Origin of the sequence: Streptomyces sp. NBC_00466, from assembly GCF_041433995.1 — a bacterium.
GTDB lineage: Bacteria > Actinomycetota > Actinomycetes > Streptomycetales > Streptomycetaceae > Streptomyces.
In genome coordinates this window covers 1,124,181-1,142,500 of sequence record NZ_CP107896.1, presented here as the reverse complement: position 1 = coordinate 1,142,500, position 18,320 = coordinate 1,124,181, and the positions used below count along the sequence as shown (strand labels likewise).

Annotated in this window: 9 protein-coding genes, 1 tRNA gene and 2 rRNA genes (1 of these 12 only partly in view); 11 read left to right on the top strand and 1 reads right to left on the bottom strand. The window is 68.1% G+C overall.

Annotated elements, in window-relative coordinates:
* The 4 genes from OG210_RS04965 to OG210_RS04950 all read left to right on the top strand — a co-directional run.
* A 23S ribosomal RNA gene (locus OG210_RS04965) occupies nt 1-1,115 on the top strand; it begins 2,010 nt to the left of the window's first position.
* 78 nt (nt 1,116-1,193) lie between these two features.
* Nucleotides 1,194-1,310: ribosomal RNA gene (gene rrf / locus OG210_RS04960) — 5S ribosomal RNA — on the top strand.
* Nucleotides 1,311-1,406: 96 nt separating this feature from the next.
* Nucleotides 1,407-2,093, top strand: coding sequence for a DegT/DnrJ/EryC1/StrS family aminotransferase (locus tag OG210_RS04955; protein WP_328332065.1), 687 nt, complete (start codon nt 1,407-1,409; stop codon nt 2,091-2,093).
* Between the two features lie 95 nt (nt 2,094-2,188).
* Nucleotides 2,189-2,261: transfer RNA gene (locus OG210_RS04950), tRNA-Thr, on the top strand.
* Nucleotides 2,262-2,322: 61 nt separating this feature from the next.
* Here OG210_RS04950 and OG210_RS04945 read toward each other — a convergent pair.
* Nucleotides 2,323-4,980, bottom strand: a complete 2,658-nt coding sequence (locus OG210_RS04945; protein WP_328332067.1) for a SpoIIE family protein phosphatase — start codon at nt 4,978-4,980, stop codon at nt 2,323-2,325.
* Between the two features lie 262 nt (nt 4,981-5,242).
* Here OG210_RS04945 and OG210_RS04940 point away from each other — a divergent pair, with 262 nt between their 5' ends.
* From OG210_RS04940 to OG210_RS04910, 7 genes are all read left to right on the top strand, one after another.
* On the top strand, nt 5,243-10,726 hold the full coding sequence (locus OG210_RS04940) for a HAMP domain-containing protein (RefSeq protein ID WP_328332069.1): 5,484 nt from the start codon (nt 5,243-5,245) through the stop codon (nt 10,724-10,726).
* 255 nt (nt 10,727-10,981) lie between these two features.
* Entirely contained in the window at nt 10,982-11,662 is a 681-nt protein-coding gene (locus OG210_RS04935) for a response regulator (RefSeq protein ID WP_328332071.1), read from the top strand.
* A 144-nt stretch (nt 11,663-11,806) separates the two neighbouring features.
* A complete protein-coding gene (locus OG210_RS04930; RefSeq protein WP_328332073.1) occupies nt 11,807-14,584 on the top strand; it encodes a DNA translocase FtsK in 2,778 nt (925 codons plus the stop codon).
* A gap of 231 nt (nt 14,585-14,815) precedes the next feature.
* The gene (locus tag OG210_RS04925) at nt 14,816-15,625 is read left to right on the top strand and encodes a helix-turn-helix domain-containing protein (protein WP_328332075.1); all 810 of its coding nucleotides are present in this window, start codon (nt 14,816-14,818) and stop codon (nt 15,623-15,625) included.
* Nucleotides 15,626-15,673: 48 nt separating this feature from the next.
* Complete coding sequence (gene rimO, locus OG210_RS04920) at nt 15,674-17,137, top strand: 30S ribosomal protein S12 methylthiotransferase RimO (RefSeq protein WP_328332077.1); 1,464 nt, start codon at nt 15,674-15,676, stop codon at nt 17,135-17,137.
* Nucleotides 17,134-17,790, top strand: a complete 657-nt coding sequence (pgsA, locus tag OG210_RS04915; RefSeq protein ID WP_266852389.1) for a CDP-diacylglycerol--glycerol-3-phosphate 3-phosphatidyltransferase — start codon at nt 17,134-17,136, stop codon at nt 17,788-17,790. The genes rimO and pgsA overlap by 4 nt, the downstream gene beginning before the upstream one ends.
* The gene (locus OG210_RS04910) at nt 17,787-18,296 is read left to right on the top strand and encodes a nicotinamide-nucleotide amidohydrolase family protein (RefSeq protein WP_328332080.1); all 510 of its coding nucleotides are present in this window, start codon (nt 17,787-17,789) and stop codon (nt 18,294-18,296) included. Before pgsA ends, OG210_RS04910 begins: the two co-directional genes overlap by 4 nt.
* Nucleotides 18,297-18,320 lie beyond the last annotated feature (24 nt).

Here is an 18,320-nt window from a genome sequence, read left to right as displayed (position 1 = left end):
CGTGCGAAGCCGTAAGGCGATGTATACGGACTGACGCCTGCCCGGTGCTGGAACGTTAAGGGGACCGGTTAGTGATCTTTCGGGGTTGCGAAGCTGAGAACTTAAGCGCCAGTAAACGGCGGTGGTAACTATAACCATCCTAAGGTAGCGAAATTCCTTGTCGGGTAAGTTCCGACCTGCACGAATGGCGTAACGACTTCTCGACTGTCTCAACCATAGGCCCGGTGAAATTGCACTACGAGTAAAGATGCTCGTTTCGCGCAGAAGGACGGAAAGACCCCGGGACCTTTACTACAGTTTGATATTGGTGTTCGGTTCGGCTTGTGTAGGATAGGTGGGAGACTTTGAAGCGGCCACGCCAGTGGTTGTGGAGTCGTCGTTGAAATACCACTCTGGTCGTGCTGGATGTCTAACCTCGGTCCGTGATCCGGATCAGGGACAGTGTCTGATGGGTAGTTTAACTGGGGCGGTTGCCTCCTAAAGAGTAACGGAGGCGCCCAAAGGTTCCCTCAGCCTGGTTGGCAATCAGGTGTTGAGTGTAAGTGCACAAGGGAGCTTGACTGTGAGACCGACGGGTCGAGCAGGGACGAAAGTCGGGACTAGTGATCCGGCAGTGGCTTGTGGAAGCGCTGTCGCTCAACGGATAAAAGGTACCCCGGGGATAACAGGCTGATCTTCCCCAAGAGTCCATATCGACGGGATGGTTTGGCACCTCGATGTCGGCTCGTCGCATCCTGGGGCTGGAGTCGGTCCCAAGGGTTGGGCTGTTCGCCCATTAAAGCGGTACGCGAGCTGGGTTTAGAACGTCGTGAGACAGTTCGGTCCCTATCCTCTGCGCGCGTAGGAATATTGAGAAGGGCTGTCCCTAGTACGAGAGGACCGGGACGGACGAACCTCTGGTGTGCCAGTTGTCCTGCCAAGGGCATGGCTGGTTGGCTACGTTCGGAAAGGATAACCGCTGAAAGCATCTAAGCGGGAAGCCTGCTTCGAGATGAGTATTCCCACCCCCTTTGAGGGGTTAAGGCTCCCAGTAGACGACTGGGTTGATAGGCCAGATGTGGAAGCCCGGTAACGGGTGGAGCTGACTGGTACTAATAGGCCGAGGGCTTGTCCTCAGTTGCTCGCGTCCACTGTGTTAGTTCTGAAATAACGAACGACCGTGAAGTCACCCGGTTTCGTTAATTTCATAGTGTTTCGGTGGTCATTGCGTTAGGGAAACGCCCGGTTACATTCCGAACCCGGAAGCTAAGCCTTTCAGCGCCGATGGTACTGCAGGGGGGACCCTGTGGGAGAGTAGGACGCCGCCGAACAATCTTTCAACGTCGGCCCCTGAACTTCGGTTCAGGGGCCGACGTTTTTTTATGCCCTGTTACTTGGTGTTCACGTGCGGCAAGCAGCATGCAGCCATGAGTACCGCGAGGTTCCTGAAGTCCGCAGGCGTCCGGGTCGGCGACGAGGTCGTCGTGCCGGCGTACGGTGACGCCGAAGCGGCCGCGGCCGTGGTGATGGCCGGGGCCAGGCCTGTCTTCGCCGACATAGATCCCGAGAGTTACTGCCTCGACCCGGACGCGGTCGCTGCCGTACTCACCTCACGTACCGCCGCCGTGGTGGCTGTCGCCGCCTTCGGACACCCGCCGGATCTGGCGCGGATCGGTGAACTCGGCCGTATCCACGGGCTCCTGGTCGTCGGGCCCGGAGAACCCACCGGAGAGACCGCCGCCGCGGACGAAGTCGAGCAACGCCGTTCCTACGCGGCGTATTTGGGCGACCGGCTGACCGGGGTCCGGACACCGGTGCCGAACGCGGCCCACACGTACCGGCGTTACGTCGTGCGTGTGCCGGGCAACGGGCGACCCGACCGTGACGCCTTCGCCCAGGCCCTGCGGCGCAGGGGTGTGGGGTGCGAGGTGCCCGTGACGACGCCCGTTCACCGTATGCCGGCCTTCCGCCGTGATGTGCGGCTGCCCGAGACCGAGCGGGCCGCCGACGAGACCCTCGCGCTTCCCGTGCACGGTTCGCTGCGCCGGCGCGAGCTGCAGCGCATCGTCTCCTCCTGTAACGCGCTCGGTGGCCTGCTCCAACCGGCTTTCTGAGCAGGCGGCTTGGGCCCGGCGCCGGGTGGCGGAGCGACGAGGGCGCGGTGGCGGGAAGCACCGTCGACTTCGGGTATGATCTATCTTGTTGCTGCGCCCCAATAGCTCAGTCGGTAGAGCGTCTCCATGGTAAGGAGAAGGTCTACGGTTCGATTCCGTATTGGGGCTCTCACACCGAAAGGCCCCCGCCGGTTGGTGGGGGCCTTTCGCGTATCCGCTCGTATATCGGCTACTTGGGCGGCTCGGGCACGCGCATGGCCAGGATGGCCATGTCGTCCGATGCGGGCTCGGCGGCGAACCGCTCCACCGCGCGCAGGATGCGGCCGGCCACCGCGCCCGCCGTCAGGCCGGTGCAGGTGCTGAGCACGTCGGCCAGGCCGTCGTCGCCGAGCATCCGGGTGCCCTCGCGGCGCTCCGTGACGCCGTCCGTGACGCAGAGCAGTACGTCGCCCGGTTCGAGGGTCACGCTCTGCTCGTACAGCTCCAGGTCCTCCATCACGCCGAGCAGCGGCTGCGGTTCCGCCGCGGGCTCCACCGTGCCGTCCTGCCGCAGCCGCAGGGGGAGCGGATGCCCGGCGCAGACGACCTTGAGGAGGGCGCTGCCGTCCTCCTGGGGCCACAGTTCGCCGTAGAGGAGGGTGAGGAAGCGGCTGCGGGCGCCCTCGTCGAGGATCGCGGCGTTGAGCCGCTCCAGGACGGCGGGGCCGCCGAAGCCCTCCCGGGCCAGCAGCCGCAGGGCGTGGCGGGCCAGGCCGGTGACGGCGGCCGCCTCCGGGCCCGTACCGCAGACGTCGCCGATGGCGAAGCCGTAGGCCCCGTCCCGGATGGGGAAGAGGTCGTAGAAGTCGCCGCCGACCTCGTTGCCCTCGCCCGCCGCCCGGTAGATGACCTCCACCTCGACATTGGGGACGTCCGGCAGGCCGGGCGGGAGCAGGCTGCGCTGCAGGGCCTGGCTGATGGCGGTGCGTTCCGAGTACAGGCGGGCGTTGTCGAGCGCGAGTGCGGCCCGGCGCGAGAGGTCTTCGGCGAGCTCCAGGATCTCCTGGCGGAAATGGTCGTCGGACGGTTTGCCGAGAGTGAGCATTCCGATGACCCGGTTCCGGGCGACCAGCGGCAGGACGACGGTCTCGCCGCCGACCGCGGCGGCCGTGGCGAGTGTCGTGCCGATGCCCGAACCGAGCGCCGGGCTCGACCCGAGACCGAGGCTGCGCATGGACGACGTCAGCGCCGCCTGGTGTGCCGCCTCACCGGGGGCGGCCCAGCTCCGGGCGCCCGGGGTCGGGACAGGCTCGGGCGGGCTGATCCGGGAGAGCAGGGCCTTGAGGCCGTCGATGCGCTCCTCGTCCTCGTGCAGGACATAGGAGAGGTACGGCTCCGACGACTGGTCGGCGATCGTGTAGACGGCGCACCAGGCGGCCAGCGTCGGCACGGTCATCTGCGCCATCAGCGCCAGGGTCTGGTCGCGGTCCAGGGTGCCCGCCAGCAGGTCGGACGCCTCGACGAGGAACGAGAGCGAGCCGCGGCGCAGCTTCTCCAGCTCGCCGAGCCGGGCCGACTCGACAGCGAGCGCGATGCGGTCGGCGGCGAACTGGAGGCGGAGCGCCTGCTCGTTGGAGTACCGGCCGGGGGCTTCGGTCGAGACGCCCAGAGAGCCGGTGAGGCGGCCCTCGACCTTGAGCGGGACCGTGACGACCGAGCGCATCCCCGTGCCGTTCAGCAGTGGTACGGCGCCGGGCACGGCGGCCAGGTCCTCGTGGACGGCGGGCATCCGCGCCGATCCGTACCGTCCGGTGCCCGCTTCGACCGGGACCCGGGCGAAGCGCTGGCGGGCGGACGGCAGCCCCGTCGTGGCCCGTACTTCGAGCTCCGTCTCGTCGTCCGTCGCGAGCAGCAGGAACGCGGCGTCGGCGTCGAGCATGTCCCGGGCGCGCTCGACGGTGCGCTGGAGGAGGCCGTCGAGGTCGTCGGGGGCGGGGGAGCCGATGAAGACTTCGAACGGGTCGGTGGTGCGGTGGTCGGAGAAGGAGTTCGAGTCGTTCTGCGGGGTGCGGGCCGGCGTCTGGAGGACGGCGCGCTCGTAGTCGTTGACCAGGAGGCAGACGGTGCTCGGTTCGCCCTGCGCGTCCCGCACCCGCAGATGCGAGGCGTAGACGGGGACGACCTTGCCGTCGGCGGCACGGATGCCGTAGCTGCCCTCCCAGCGGGACAGCTGGAGGGCGTCGGCGATACCGGTGTTGGTGCCCGGAGTGTGCGGCCAGGCGGCGAAGTCGGTGAGCTGCTTGCCGACGACCTGGTCGGCGAGGTGGCCGAAAAGCTCCGTCGCGTCCTCGTTCCAGGAGGAGACAGAACCGGTCCTGTCGATCTGGACCACTGCCACGCGGACCCGTCCGTCGGCCACCGGGAGAAGCTCCGAAGGGAGCAGCGGGCCAGCCGAGCGGGCTCCCACCGGGCGCTGCGGCAGGTCGAGTTGGAACCACACCTGCTTCTGGGTGGGCGTGTAGTCGACGCCCCAGCGGGAGGCGAGCGCCGCGCAGAGCAGCAGTCCGCGGCCGCCCTCGCGGTCCGGGCTGCCGAAGGACTGGCCGCTGCCCTGGAGCGGGACCTCACGCTCCGGATAGTGGTCGGCGACCTCCACCCGGATGCCGTCCGCGGTGCGCAGGCACAGGACGTCGGCGGTGGTGCCCGCGTGGACCACCGCGTTGGTGACCAGTTCGCTGGTGAGGACGACCGCGTCGTCGACGACGTCGGAATATCCCCACCCCTGGAGGGTGTCACGTACAAAAGTACGGGCGGTCGCTACCGACCGTCCGACCGGTTCGAAACTGGCAGCCGCCCGCGCGGTGATCACAGAACTCCTCGTACGCGTCTCGACGCCCGGCTCTGCCATGTCGGCCCGCCCCTCGCTGCCCGGTGGTAGTTCTGATGTCTCCGCCCCCGCCGGGCTGACCGGGACGGTTGGACAGCCGGATGCCAGGTTACTTACCTTCGCTGTCCGTTTGGATGCCGGTTACTGGGTTTCCGCTCCGAGTCTGCGGGGACGGTATGCAAAGCTGCCGAACTGTTATGGCCTGGTCCTGCCATGGTGAAACACTGGGTTAGCTTCTCGATTACAGCCCGGCAGTACGGCCAACCCCTGCGGGAGGGACACGGTGGAGTCTGGCACGGCGGCGCGTGACAAGAACACGCGCGCAAAAAGCGGACAGTCGCCAAAAAAGCGACACCACGGGACAACTGAAGTGGATACCGCCGCCCTGGACAGACTTCTGACGGCTCTGGCCGCGATGCGCGACGGGAACTTCCGGCGGCGTCTGACGGTCTCCGGCGACGGCACGATGGCCGAGATCGCGGCCGTCTTCAACGAGGTCGCCGACCGGAATCTCCATCTGACGGGTGAGATCGCCCGGGTGCGCAGGATGGTGGGCCGCGAGGGGAAACTCACCGAGAGGCTGGAGACAGGGGCCCTGGAGGGCTCCTGGGCCACCGCGATCGATGCGTCGAACGAGCTGGTGGACGATCTCGCGCGGCCGGTGTCCGAGGTCGGCAGGGTGCTGTCGGCGGTGGCCGAGGGTGACCTGGAACAGCGGATGGACCTGCGCTCGCAGGCCATGGACGGCGTGGAGCGGCCGTTGCGCGGCGAGTTCCTGAAGGTCGCCCGTACCGTCAACAACCTCGTCGACCAGCTGTCGGCGTTCACCGACGAGGTGACGCGTGTCGCACTGGAGGTCGGCACCGAGGGCAAGCTCGGCGGCCAGGCCCAGGTGCGCGGTATGTCCGGTTCGTGGAAGGGTCTCACCGATTCGGTGAACACCATGGCGTACCGGCTGACCGCGCAGGTGCGTGACATTGCTCTCGTCACGACCGCTGTCGCCCGGGGTGATCTGTCCCGCAAGGTCACCGTCCATGTGGCCGGAGAGATGCTCCAGCTGAAGAACACCGTCAACACGATGGTCGACCAGTTGTCCTCGTTCTCGTCCGAGGTGACACGGGTCGCGCGTGAGGTGGGTACGGAGGGCGAACTCGGCGGTCAGGCGGCTGTGCCCGGTGTGGCCGGCGTGTGGAAGGACCTCACCGACTCGGTGAACACGATGGCCGGGAACCTGACGTCGCAGGTGCGCGGTATCGCGGAGGTCACCACAGCGGTCGCCAACGGTGATCTCTCGCAGAAGGTCACGGTGAGCGCGCGCGGCGAGGTCGCCCAGCTCGCCGAGACCATCAACCAGATGACCGAGACGCTGCGTACCTTCGCGGACGAAGTGACCCGGGTGGCCAGCGAGGTCGGCGCCGAGGGGCTGCTGGGCGGCCAGGCGCAGGTGCCGGGCGCCGCCGGCACCTGGAAGGACCTCACCGACTCCGTCAACACCGTCTTCCGCAACCTGACGACGCAGGTGCGGGACATCGCGCAGGTGACGACGGCGGTCGCCAACGGTGACATGACGCAGAAGGTCACGGTGAACGTGGCCGGGGAGATGCTGGAGCTGAAGAACACCGTCAACACGATGGTGGACCAGCTGCAGTCCTTCGGTTCCGAAGTGACGCGGGTGGCGCGTGAGGTCGGGGTCGAGGGGCGCCTCGGCGGTCAGGCCGAAGTGCCGGGAGCGGCGGGTACGTGGAAGGACCTCACCGACTCGGTGAACACGGCCTTCCGTAACCTCACCGGCCAGGTGCGGGACATCGCGCAGGTGACGACGGCGGTGGCCAACGGCGATCTGTCGCAGAAGGTCACGGTTGACGTGGCCGGGGAGATGCTGGAGCTGAAGAACACCGTCAACACGATGGTGGCGCAGCTCTCCTCGTTCGCCGATCAGGTGACGCGGATGGCGCGTGACGTGGGTACGGAGGGCCGGCTCGGCGGGCAGGCCCGGGTGGACGGCGTCAGCGGTACGTGGAAGGAACTCACCGACTCCGTCAACTTCATGGCGGGAAACCTCACGTCGCAGGTCCGCCAGATCGCCCAGGTGACCACCGCGGTGGCCCGGGGTGATCTGTCGCAGAAGATCGACGTGGACGCCCGCGGCGAGATCCTTGAGCTGAAGAACACCATCAACACGATGGTCGATCAGCTCTCCGCCTTCGCCGAGCAGGTGACCAGGGTCGCCCGCGAGGTCGGTACGGACGGACGGCTCGGCGGCCAGGCGCAGGTGCCCGGTGTGGCCGGGGTGTGGCGTGATCTGACCGACTCCGTGAACGGGATGGCGGGCAACCTCACCGCACAGGTCCGCAACATCGCGCAGGTCGCGACCGCGGTGGCCCGCGGTGACCTGTCGCAGAAGATCGACGTGGACGCGCGCGGCGAGATCCTTGAGCTCAAGAACACCCTGAACACGATGGTCGATCAGCTGTCGTCGTTCGCGGAGCAGGTGACGCGGGTCGCGCGCGAGGTGGGCACCGAGGGCATCCTCGGGGGCCAGGCGGAGGTCCAGGGGGTCTCCGGCACCTGGAAGGACCTCACCCAGTCCGTCAACTTCATGGCGAACAACCTGACCTCGCAGGTACGGAACATCGCCGAGGTGACGACCGCGGTCGCCAAGGGCGATCTGTCGAAGAAGATCACTGTCGACGCCAAGGGCGAGATCCTCGAGCTGGTCACGACCGTCAACACGATGGTCGACCAGTTGTCGTCGTTCGCGGAGCAGGTGACACGGGTGGCCCGCGAGGTGGGCACCGAGGGCATCCTCGGCGGCCAGGCGCGGGTGCGCGGGGTCACCGGCATCTGGGAAGACCTCAGCGACAACGTGAACCTGATGGCCAACAACCTGACCAGCCAGGTGCGGAACATCTCCCAGGTCGCCACTGCGGTCGCCAACGGTGATCTGACCAAGAAGGTCACCGTGGAGGCGCGCGGCGAGGTCGCGCAGCTCGCGGACACGGTCAACACCATGGTGACGACGCTGTCCTCGTTCGCGGACGAAGTGACGCGGGTGGCACGTGAGGTGGGTACGGACGGCTCGCTCGGCGGGCAGGCCCGGGTGCCGGGAGTCGCCGGTACGTGGAAGGACCTCACCGAGTCGGTGAACTCGATGGCGTCCAATCTGACCGGGCAGGTGCGTCAGATCGCCACTGTCACCACGGCCATCGCCAAGGGCGACCTGACGAAGAAGATCGACATCGACGCCCAGGGCGAGATCCTGGAGCTGAAGACCACCATCAACACCATGGTCGACCAGCTGTCGAGCTTCGCCGAGCAGGTGACCAGGGTGGCCCGCGAGGTGGGCACCGAGGGCCAGCTGGGCGGGCAGGCGCGGGTGCGTGATGTGGACGGCACCTGGCGCGACCTGACCGAGTCCGTGAACGAGATGGCCGGGAACCTGACCCGTCAGGTGCGCGCCATCGCGGCCGTGGCCACCGCGGTGACCCGCGGCGATCTCAATCTCAAGATCGATGTGGACGCCGCAGGTGAGATCCAGGCGTTGCAGGACAACATCAACACGATGATCGCCAACCTGCGTGACACCACGGTCGCCAACAAGGAGCAGGACTGGCTCAAGGGCAACCTGGCCCGTATCTCCGGCCTGATGCAGGGGCGCCGGGAACTGGTGGACGTGGCGTCGCTCATCATGAGCGAGCTCACGCCGGTCGTATCGGCCCAGCACGGCGCGTTCTTCCTGGCGGTGCCGACCGGGCCGGCCGCGGAGAGCGGCGCGGGCGCGGAGAACTCGTACGAGCTGCGGATGCACGGCAGTTACGGCTACTCCGCCGGCTCCATGCCGACGACGTTCCGGCCGGGGGAGACGCTCATCGGCACGGCCGCCGAGGAGAAGCGCACGATCCTGGTGGAGAACGTGCCGCCGGGGTACCTGAAGATCTCGTCCGGTCTCGGCGAGGCGCCGCCCGCCCATGTGATCGTGCTGCCGGTGCTCTTCGACGGGAATGTCCTCGGGGTGATCGAGCTGGCCTCCTTCCAGCCGTTCACGCATATCCAGAAGGACTTCCTCAACCAGATCGCGGAAATGATCGCGACGAGCGTCAACACCATCAGCGTCAATTCGAAGACCGAGGTGCTGCTCAAGCAGTCGCAGGAACTGACCGAGCAGCTGCGGGAGCGTTCGGCCGAACTGGAGAACCGGCAGAAGGCACTTCAGGCGTCGAATGCCGAACTGGAGGAGAAGGCCGAGCTGCTGGCCCAGCAGAACCGCGATATCGAGGTGAAGAACACCGAGATCGAGGAGGCCAGGCAGGTGCTGGAGGAGCGTGCCGAGCAGCTCGCCGTCTCGATGCGCTACAAGTCCGAGTTCCTGGCGAACATGTCGCACGAGCTGCGTACACCGCTCAATTCGCTGCTGATCCTCGCCAAGCTGCTCGCCGACAACGCCGAGGGGAATCTCTCCCCGAAGCAGGTGGAGTTCGCGGAGACCATTCACGGTGCGGGTTCGGATCTGCTCCAGCTGATCAACGACATTCTGGATCTGTCCAAGGTCGAGGCGGGCAAGATGGATGTCAGCCCGACCCGGATCGCGCTGGTCCAGCTCGTCGACTATGTGGAGGCCACCTTCCGGCCGCTCACGGCCGAGAAGGGGCTGGACTTCTCCGTACGGGTCTCGCCCGAACTGCCCGCGACGCTGCACACGGACGAGCAGCGGCTGCTGCAGGTGCTGCGGAACCTCCTCTCCAACGCGGTGAAGTTCACCGACACCGGGGCGGTGGAGCTGGTCATCAGGCCCGCCAACGCCAATGTGCCGAACGCCATCCGTGAGCAGCTGCTCGAAGCAGGCTCGCTGCGCGACGCCGACGCGGATCTGATCGCCTTCTCGGTCACCGACACGGGGATCGGTATCGCGTCGAGCAAGATGCGGGTGATCTTCGAGGCCTTCAAGCAGGCGGACGGGACCACCAGCCGCAAGTACGGCGGTACGGGCCTCGGCCTGTCCATCAGCCGGGAGATCGCGCGGCTGCTCGGCGGTGAGATCCACGCGGCGAGCGAACCGGGGCGCGGTTCGACGTTCACGCTCTATCTGCCGCTGCACGCCAGCGAGCTGCCTCCTCAGGGGTATCCGCAGCTGACCCCGGGCAGCCGGGAGCGGACGCGCGGCGGGCCCGACGAAGGGGTGCGGGCCGAAGAGGGCCAGGCGCCCATGGCGCCCACGGACGGCCAGGGCGGTCCCGCGGAGCTGTTCCGGCGGCAGCGCCGCAGGTCGCTGGGGTCGGCCGGCGGACAGCCGGCGCTGCCCGCCAGTTCAGGTGTGCAGGCGGCGACCTCGGAGCCCGAGACGTGGGTGGGGGAGACCGAGGAGGTGGCGAAGCCGCGCCGGGTCTTCCAGTTCAACAGCGAGAAGGTACTGATCGTCGACGACGACATCCGTAACGTCTTCGCGCTCACCAGCGTCCTCGAACAGCACGGTCTCGCGGTGCTGTACGCGGAGAACGGGCGCGAGGGCATCGAAGTCCTGGAGCAGCACGACGATGTGACGCTCGTTCTGATGGACATCATGATGCCGGAGATGGACGGCTACGCGACGACGACGGCCATCCGCAGGATGCCGCAGTTCGCCGGGCTGCCGATCATCGCGCTCACCGCGAAGGCGATGAAGGGCGACCGGGAGAAGGCCATCGAATCCGGCGCTTCCGACTATGTCACCAAGCCTGTGGATCCTGATCATTTGCTCACGGTAATGGAGCAGTGGATGCGCGGTGAGTGATCGGTTGATGGGTAAATCGCCATGAGTTGCTGACTGGCTGTGGCCGAAGGCGTGTGAGGCGGGCGTATTCGGGGAACCTTCTGGTCTCCCGGCGCGTTTCTGCTACATGTGCCGTGACATCGCGGTGACATAGCGGTGACAGGGTGTGGCGACGGGCGGGGTGCGGTTACCATGACCGGCACAAGGACGGACGGCGTTACGGAGCTGTCCCCTGGGGCGGCGCCCGGTGCACTGCCGGGACGAGGAGGACGGGCCATGGTGCAGAAGGCCAAGATCCTCCTGGTCGATGACCGGCCGGAGAATCTGCTGGCGCTGGAGGCCATTCTCTCCGCGCTCGATCAGACACTGGTGCGGGCATCGTCCGGGGAGGAAGCGCTGAAGGCGCTGCTGACGGATGACTTCGCAGTGATTCTGCTGGACGTCCAGATGCCAGGTATGGACGGTTTCGAGACCGCCGCGCACATCAAGCGGCGGGAGCGGACCCGGGACATCCCGATCATCTTCCTCACCGCGATCAACCACGGGCCGCACCACACGTTCCGGGGGTACGCCGCGGGGGCCGTGGACTACATCTCGAAGCCCTTCGATCCGTGGGTGCTGCGCGCGAAGGTGTCGGTCTTCGTCGAGCTCTACATGAAGAACTGCCAACTGCGTGAGCAGGCGGCGCTGCTGCGCCTCCAGCTCGACGGCAGCGCACCAGCCGTCGGCGACACCAAGGAGCCCGCCGGGCTGCTGGCCGAACTGTCCGCGCGCCTCGCGGCAGTTGAGGAGCAGGCCGAGGCGCTCTCCAAGCAGCTCGACGAGGAGTCGGCTGACGCTGCCGCGGTCGCCACCGCGGCCCATCTGGAGCGCAAGCTCACCGGTCTCCGCAGGGCTCTGGACGCGCTGGAACCGGGCACGGGCGGCCCGACTGCCGCGCTTCCCTCGCAGAGTTGACGGCCTGTCCGGTGGCCGCCCCTGCTGAGTGCGTGTCACCACCCGTCGCCGCGCGTCAAGAAGGCGTGTTCACCCCGGCGACACGAACGGGTGAAGAGGTCAGCACACGTGTCCGCCGCCGCGGACACAGGTAACCTCGGCTCCATGGCCTCACGTACGTCCGGCAAGGGTTCCCCAGGCGCGGCGGGGACCGCCAAGCCGCGTGCCGGCCGTACCGGCCCAGCCAAGAAGGCGGCTCCGGCGAAGAAGACCGCTGCGAAGAAGACCGCCCCCGCGAAGCGGGCGCCCGCCAAGAAGGCGGCGGCGAAGCCCGCACCGAAACCGGCGCCGTCCCCCACCGGGGGTGTGTACCGGCTCGTACGGGCCGTCTGGCTCGGGGCCGCCCACGGCGTCGGGGCGATGTTCCGCGGCATAGGACGGGGCGCGAAGGGCCTCGATCCGGCCCACCGCAAGGACGGGGTCGCCCTGTTGCTCCTCGGCCTGGCGCTCGTCATCGCGGCCGGCACCTGGTCGAATCTGCACGGCCCGGTCGGCGATCTCGTCGAGATGCTGATCACCGGCGCCTTCGGCCGGCTGGACCTGCTGGTCCCGATACTGCTGGGCGCCATCGCCGTACGGCTGATCCTCCACCCGGAGAAGCCGGAGGCGAACGGCCGGATCGTCATCGGGCTCTCCGCACTGGTCCTCGGGGTGCTCGGCCAGGTCCACATCGCCTGCGGCGCTCCCGGGCGCGGGGACGGCACATCGGCCCTGCAGGACGCCGGCGGCCTGATCGGCTGGGCCGCGTCCAAGCCGCTGATCTTCCTGATGGGCGATGTCCTCGCCGTACCGCTGCTCCTGCTGCTGACCGTCTTCGGGCTGCTGGTCGTCACAGCCACCCCCGTCACCGCCATTCCGCACCGGCTCAGGGCGCTCGGGGCCCGGCTGGGCATCGTCGACCCCGAGCCCGCCGCCGCCGGGGCGGACGAGGATGACGACGAGCGGTACGAGGAGCAGTGGCGCGAGTCGCTGCCGGCCGGCCGCCGTACGGCCGCACCGCGTGGCCGTACCCCCGAGCTCTACGATGCGGAGGCGGCCGAGGAGCAGGCGCTCACCAAGCGCCGCAGCAAGCCGCGCAGGCCCTCCGTACAGCCCGCGCCCGGCCGGCCGATGGACGCCGTGGACGTCGCGGCCGCGGCTGCCGCCGCGCTGGACGGGGCCGTGCTGCACGGGCTGCCGCCCTCCCCGCTCGTCGCGGATCTGACCCAGGGCGTCTCCGTCGAACGCCCCGAGGCCACCCCGTCCGGCGCGTCGGCCGCGGTGCCCGTGCCGTCCGCCCGCGAGTCGGCGGGAGCCGTGAAGTCCGGAGGGGCGGGCGCCGCCGTACCCGACCTGACCAAGAAGGCCCCGAAGCCGCCCGAGTCCCAGCCGCTGCCGTCCCGCGCCGAACAGCTCCAGCTCTCCGGCGACATCACCTACTCGCTGCCCTCGCTGGACCTGCTGGTGCGCGGCGGCCCCGGCAAGACCCGCAGCGCCGCCAACGACGCGGTCGTCGCCTCGCTGTCGAACGTCTTCATGGAGTTCAAGGTCGACGCGGCCGTCACCGGCTTCACCCGCGGCCCGACCGTCACCCGCTACGAGGTGGAGCTGGGCCCGGCCGTGAAGGTCGAGCGGATCACCGCGCTCACCAAGAACATTGCCTACGCGGTGGCCAGCCCGGACGTGCGGATCATCTCTCCGATCCCGGGAAAGTCCGCGGTCGGTATCGAAATCCCGAACACCGACCGCGAGATGGTCAACCTCGGCGATGTGCTGCGCCTCGCGGACGCGGCCGAGGACGACCACCCGATGCTGGTGGCGCTCGGCAAGGACGTCGAGGGCGGCTATGTGATGGCCAACCTGGCGAAGATGCCGCACGTCCTGGTCGCGGGCGCGACCGGCTCCGGAAAGTCCTCCTGCATCAACTGCCTGATCACCTCGGTCATGGTGCGGGCGACACCCGAGGACGTACGGATGGTGCTGGTCGACCCCAAGCGCGTCGAGCTGACCGCGTACGAGGGCATCCCGCACCTGATCACCCCGATCATCACCAACCCCAAACGCGCCGCCGAGGCGCTCCAGTGGGTCGTGCGCGAGATGGACCTGCGGTACGACGACCTCGCGGCGTACGGCTACCGGCACATCGACGACTTCAACCAGGCCGTGCGCAGCGGCAAGGCCAAGGCGCCCGAGGGCAGCGAGCGCGAGCTCTCCCCGTATCCGTATCTGCTGGTCATCGTCGACGAGCTCGCCGACCTGATGATGGTCGCGCCGCGTGACGTCGAGGACTCCATCGTCCGGATCACCCAGCTGGCGCGCGCCGCGGGCATCCACCTGGTGCTGGCCACGCAGCGGCCGTCGGTCGACGTCGTCACCGGTCTGATCAAGGCCAATGTGCCCTCCCGCCTCGCCTTCGCCACCTCCTCGCTCGCCGACAGCCGGGTCATTCTCGACCAGCCGGGCGCCGAGAAGCTGATCGGCAAGGGCGACGGGCTCTTCCTCCCGATGGGGGCGAACAAGCCGACCCGTATGCAGGGCGCCTTCGTCACCGAGGAGGAGGTCGGTGAGATCGTCCAGCACTGCAAGGACCAGATGGCGCCGGTCTTCCGCGACGACGTGGTGGTCGGGACGGCCAAGAAGAAGGAGATCGACGGAGACATCGGCGACGATCTCGATCTGCTGTGCCAGGCGGCCGAACTGGTCGTCTCCACCCAGTTCGGCTCGACCTCGATGCTCCAGCGCAAGCTGCGTGTCGGGTTCGCGAAGGCGGGCCGGCTGATGGACCTGATGGAGTCGCGGAACATCGTCGGACCCAGCGAGGGCTCCAAGGCCCGCGATGTGCTGGTGAAACCGGACGAAGTGGACGGCGTGCTCGCGGTCATCCGCGGAGAGACCGAGCCGTAGCCCATCGGAGGGCAACCGTTTCCCCCGGCCGTACGTCAATTTGGACAGGAACCGGAGAGAAAAAGGGCCGGGGATGTCCTGCACCCGGGTTGTCTCCCGGCCCGCCCGGCGGGTCGTCAGATGATCCGCCGACCTGATGGCGTACAAAGTGCGCGCTCAGGTTGCTCCACCCTTTCACCACCCCCCTAGACTGAACATCCAGCAGGTGGCTCACGCTCGAAAGGCGCCCCCGTGTCCATCGGCAACTCCCCCGAAGACGACCGCCCTTCCATCGGTCACACCCTCCACCAGGCCCGGATCGCCGCAGGTCTGACGGTTGAGGAAGTCAGCTCGGCGACACGGGTGCGCATCCCCATCGTGCACGCGATCGAGCAGGACGACTTCTCCCGTTGCGGCGGCGATGTGTACGCCCGCGGTCACATCCGTACGCTGGCGCGCGCCGTCGCCGTCGACCCGGCGGCTCTGGTCGACCAGTACGACGCGGAGCACGGCGGCCGTCCCGCACCCACCCCCGTCGCTCCGCTCTTCGAAGCGGAACGGATCAAGCCGGAGCGCCGCCGTCCGAACTGGACGGCGGCCATGGTCGCGGCGATCGTCGTCGTGATCGGCTTCGTCGGTTTCACCATGTTCAGTGGCGGCAGCGGAGACAAGGGCGGCAAGCAGGTCGCCGAAGGCTCCACGACCGCCACGAAGGGGGCCAGCCCCAAACCCAGCAAGCCGGCCGATCCCAAGCCCAGCTCTCCCTCCGCGTCGGACAGCGCCATCGCGGCCGTGCCGAAGGACAAGGTGACGGTGAAGCTGTCCGCCGTCGACGACAAGAGCTGGATCTCCGCGAAGGCGCACAACGGAAAGCTGCTCTTCGACGGTGTGCTGGCCAAGGGCGAGTCCAAGACCTTCACGGACGCGCAGCAGGTCGATCTGATCCTCGGCAACGCCGGCGCGATCCAGCTGTTCGTCAACGGCAAGGACGTCCACAACGACTTCCAGACCGGCCAGGTCGAGCGTCTCTCGTACACCAAGGGCGACCCCGAGGCGGGCTGATCACCCTCGCGGAACGGGCGTGGGCCGGGACAAAGTAGTCTTGAGCCCATGCCCGAACGCCGTACCGTCGCCCTTGTCACTCTTGGCTGCGCCCGTAACGAGGTGGACTCGGAGGAGCTCGCAGGCCGCTTGGCAGCGGACGGCTGGGACCTCGTCGAGGACGCCGCCGCTGCGGACGTGGCCGTCGTCAACACCTGTGGATTCGTCGAAGCCGCCAAGAAGGACTCCGTCGACGCCCTGCTCGAAGCCAACGATCTCAAGGATCACGGCAAGACGCAGGCCGTCGTCGCTGTCGGCTGTATGGCCGAGCGGTACGGCAAGGATCTTGCCGAGGCGCTGCCCGAGGCCGACGGGATCCTCGGATTCGACGACTACGCCGATATCTCCGACCGCCTCCAGACCATTCTGAATGGCGGGATCCACGCCTCGCACACCCCGCGGGACCGCCGCAAGCTGCTGCCGATCAGCCCGGCCGAGCGCCAGGAGACGGCCGGTGTGGCGCTTCCCGGCCATGCCCAGGACACCCCGCCCGACGATCTGCCGGAGGGTGTCGCCCCGGTCTCCGGGCCGCGGGCACCGCTGCGCCGCAGACTCGGCAACAGCCCTGTGGCCTCCGTGAAGCTGGCCTCCGGCTGCGACCGGCGGTGCTCCTTCTGCGCCATCCCGTCCTTCCGCGGTTCCTTCATCTCGCGGCGCCCGTCCGATGTGCTCGGGGAGACGCGCTGGCTGGCCGGACAGGGTGTCAAGGAGGTCATGCTGGTCTCCGAGAACAACACCTCGTACGGCAAGGACCTCGGCGACATCCGGCTCCTGGAGACGCTGCTGCCCGAGCTGGCCGAGGTCGAGGGCATCGAACGGATCAGGGTCAGCTATCTGCAGCCCGCCGAGATGCGGCCCGGGCTCATCGACGTCCTGACGTCGACGCCGAAGGTCGCCCCGTACTTCGATCTCTCCTTCCAGCACTCGGCGCCCGGTGTGCTCCGCGCGATGCGCCGCTTCGGGGACACCGACCGGTTCCTGGAACTGCTCGGCACGATCCGCGGCAAGGCGCCGCAGGCCGGTGCGCGCTCCAACTTCATCGTGGGCTTCCCCGGCGAGACCGAGAGCGACCTGGCCGAGCTGGAGCGCTTCCTCACCGGCGCGCGGCTCGACGCCATCGGGGTCTTCGGCTACTCCGACGAGGACGGCACCGAGGCGGTCGGCTACGAGAACAAGCTGGACGCCGAGGTCATCGCCGAACGGCTCGAACACATCTCGCGGCTCGCCGAGGAGCTGACCGCGCAGCGGGCCGAGGAGCGGCTGGGAGAGACCCTCTCGGTGCTCGTGGAGTCCGTGGACGGCGAGGACGGCGCCGTGGGCCGGGCCGCTCACCAGGCGCCCGAGACGGACGGGCAGGTCGTCTTCACGGCAAGCGAGGGCCTGGTCCCCGGCCGTATGGTCGTGGCGAAGGTGGTTGGTACCGAAGGTGTCGACCTGGTGGCCGAATGTCTTGGTGAGGAGGCAGCCAGATGACCGGAGTCCCGGCATCCGCTACGGGCGGTACCGGTGCCAAGCCGGCGCCCGCCGGAAAGCTGGGCGCTGCGGTGGTCAATCAGGTCAGTCTGTGGAACGTCGCGAATCTGCTGACCATGGTGCGGCTGGTGCTCGTGCCGGGGTTCGTGCTGCTGCTGCTCCATGACGGTGGCTACGACCCGGTCTGGCGGGCCTGGGCCTGGGCTGCCTTCGCCGTCGCGATGATCACCGATGTCTTCGACGGCCATCTGGCACGTACGTACAACCTGGTCACCGACTTCGGGAAGATCGCCGACCCCATCGCCGACAAGGCGATCATGGGGGCGGCGCTGATCTGTCTCTCGTACCTCGGGGATCTGCCCTGGTGGGTGACGGGCGTGATCCTGTTCCGGGAGCTCGGGATCACCCTGATGCGGTTCTGGGTGATCAGGCACGCGGTCATTCCGGCCAGCCGCGGCGGCAAGATCAAGACACTCGCGCAGGGTACGGCGGTCGGGATGTACGTCCTGGCCCTGACCGGTCCGCTGGCGACCATGCGGTTCTGGGTGATGGCGGTCGCCGTGGTGCTGACCGTGGTGACCGGGCTCGACTACGTGCAGCAGGCCGTGACCGCCCGCCGCAAGGGACTCGCGGCCGAGCGGGCCGCCCGGTGAGTTCGGCGGCCCGGGTGCTGGAGCTCCTGGCGGACCGGGGGGAGACTCTCGCCGTCGCCGAGTCGCTGACCGGCGGCCTGCTGGCCGCCGAGTTCACTTCCGTCTCCGGTGCCTCCCGGGTCTTCCGCGGGTCCGTCACGGCGTACGCAACGGCCCTCAAGCAGGAAATCCTCGGCGTCGACGGTGCTCTGCTGGCCGAGCGCGGCGCGGTGGACCCCGGGGTCGCCCGGCAGATGGCGGCCGGGGTGCGGCGGGTGCTGGGCGCGGACTGGGGGATGGCCACCACCGGGGTCGCCGGGCCCGACATGCAGGACGGGCAGCCGGTCGGGACGGTGTACGTCGCGGTCCGCGGGCCGGACGGGGCGGAGAATATGGCCTCGCTGCGGTTGAACGGGGACCGGGCGGAAATCCGTAGAGAGAGTGTGCTGGGTGTTCTCGGACTGCTCTGCGATGAACTTCGTGCGAATGCGCGGACACAGGATACGGAAGAGAACGGGGGGAATTGATGTTTGCAGCCCTGAGTGAACACG

Excerpts from the sequence above, each read along its gene's own strand:
- OG210_RS04955 (WP_328332065.1), top strand. The coding sequence starts at position 1,407 with ATGAGTACCGCGAGGTTCCTGAAGTCCGCAGGCGTCCGGGTCGGCGAC.
- OG210_RS04945 (WP_328332067.1), bottom strand. The coding sequence starts at position 4,980 with ATGGCAGAGCCGGGCGTCGAGACGCGTACGAGGAGTTCTGTGATCACC.
- OG210_RS04935 (WP_328332071.1), top strand. The coding sequence starts at position 10,982 with ATGGTGCAGAAGGCCAAGATCCTCCTGGTCGATGACCGGCCGGAGAAT.
- OG210_RS04930 (WP_328332073.1), top strand. The coding sequence starts at position 11,807 with ATGGCCTCACGTACGTCCGGCAAGGGTTCCCCAGGCGCGGCGGGGACC.
- rimO (WP_328332077.1), top strand. The coding sequence starts at position 15,674 with ATGCCCGAACGCCGTACCGTCGCCCTTGTCACTCTTGGCTGCGCCCGT.
- pgsA (WP_266852389.1), top strand. The coding sequence starts at position 17,134 with ATGACCGGAGTCCCGGCATCCGCTACGGGCGGTACCGGTGCCAAGCCG.